Annotated in this window: 1 rRNA gene; it reads left to right on the forward strand. The window is 58.6% G+C overall.

Annotated elements, in window-relative coordinates:
* Nucleotides 1-66: 66 nt before the first annotated feature.
* Nucleotides 67-1850: ribosomal RNA gene (locus tag ACNTMW_RS34220) — 23S ribosomal RNA — on the forward strand; the annotation flags it as partial.

Raw genomic sequence — 1850 nt, forward strand, 5'->3', positions numbered from 1 at the left:
TGGTGGTGGGTTGCTTGTTTGTTGAGAATTGCACAGTGGATGCGAGCATCTTGTTTTGATCGTTTTGGTCAAGTTGCTGAGGGCACATGGTGGATGCCTTGGCACCAGGAGCCGATGAAGGACGTGGGAGGCCGCGATAGGCCTGGGGGAGCTGTCAACCGAGCTGTGATCCCAGGGTGTCCGAATGGGGGAACCCGGCACCAGTCATGTGGTGTCACCCGCACCTGAATGCATAGGGTGTGTGGAGGGAACGCCGGGAAGTGAAACATCTCAGTACCGGTAGGAAGAGAAAACAAGAGTGATTCCGTGAGTAGTGGCGAGCGAAAGCGGATTGAGGCTAAACCGGCCGCGTGTGATACCTGTCAGGGGTTGCGTGGTCGGGGTTGTGGGATCCCGCGTGGCAGGCTGACACCTGTCGAAGGAGTTACCAAGCCAGTGCGCTAGTCGAAGCCGTTGGAAAGCGGCGCCGTAGACGGTGATAGTCCGGTAGGTGAAAGCGTCTGGTCTCCTGTGGGTGTTCCCGAGTAGCGGCGGACCCCTGTAATCTGCCGTGAATCTGCCAGGACCACCTGGTAAGCCTAAATACTCCCTGGTGACCGATAGCGGACGAGTACCGTGAGGGAAAGGTGAAAAGTACCCCGGGAGGGGAGTGAAATAGTACCTGAAACCGTGTGCCTACAAACCGTCGGAGCTGGGTCCCCTTTTGGGGGATAGGTGACGGCGTGCCTTTTGAAGAATGAGCCTGCGAGTTAGTGGTGCGTGGCGAGGTTAACCCGTGTGGGGGAGCCGTAGCGAAAGCGAGTCCGAATAGGGCGTTTGTAGTCGCGTGCTCTAGACCCGAAGCGGAGTGATCTAGCCATGGGCAGGCTGAAGCGCGGGTAAGACCGCGTGGAGGGCCGAACCCACCAACGTTGAAAAGTTGGGGGATGACCTGTGGTTAGGGGTGAAAGGCCAATCAAACTCCGTGATAGCTGGTTCTCCCCGAAATGCATTTAGGTGCAGCGTTGCGTGTTTCTTGCCGGAGGTAGAGCACTGGATGGCCTAGGGGCCCTACCAGGTTACTGAAGTCAACCAAACTCCGAATGCCGGTAAGTGAGAGCGTGGCAGTGAGACTGCGGGGGATAAGCTTCGTAGTCGAGAGGGAAACAGCCCAGATCACCAGCTAAGGCCCCTAAGCGTGTGCTAAGTGGGAAAGGATGTGGGGTCGCAGAGACAACCAGGAGGTTGGCTTAGAAGCAGCCACCCTTGAAAGAGTGCGTAATAGCTCACTGGTCAAGTGGTTCCGCGCCGACAATGTAGCGGGGCTCAAGCACACCGCCGAAGCTGTGGCATTCACATTCTGTGTGGATGGGTAGGGGAGCGTCGTGTCGCGGGTGAAGCGGCGGAGTGATCCAGTCGTGGACGCGGCACGAGTGAGAATGCAGGCATGAGTAGCGCAAGCAGGGTGAGAAACCCTGCCGCCGGATGACCAAGGGTTCCAGGGCCAGGCTAATCCGCCCTGGGTGAGTCGGGACCTAAGGCGAGGCCGAGAGGCGTAGTCGATGGACAACGGGTTGATATTCCCGTACCCGCGAAGGACCGCCCATGCTGAACCTCATTGTGCTAACCACTCCAAGTGCGTGCGGTCTTCGGACCTATCGTGTGCGGACTGGGATCCTGGTGGGTAGTAGGCAAGCGATGGGGTGACGCAGGAGGGTAGCTGATCCCGGCCGGTGGTTGTGCCGGGGTAAGCGTGTAGGCCGCAGCATAGGCAAATCCGTGCTGCATGCAGGCTGAGACGTGATGCCGAGCCGATTCAGGTGAAGTCAGTGATCCCATGCTGCCGAGAAAAGCCTCTAGCGAGGTCCGAG

The sequence above is a fragment of the Planosporangium spinosum genome (genome assembly GCF_049999945.1).
In the GTDB taxonomy this organism is placed as follows: Bacteria; Actinomycetota; Actinomycetes; order Mycobacteriales; family Micromonosporaceae; genus Planosporangium; species Planosporangium spinosum.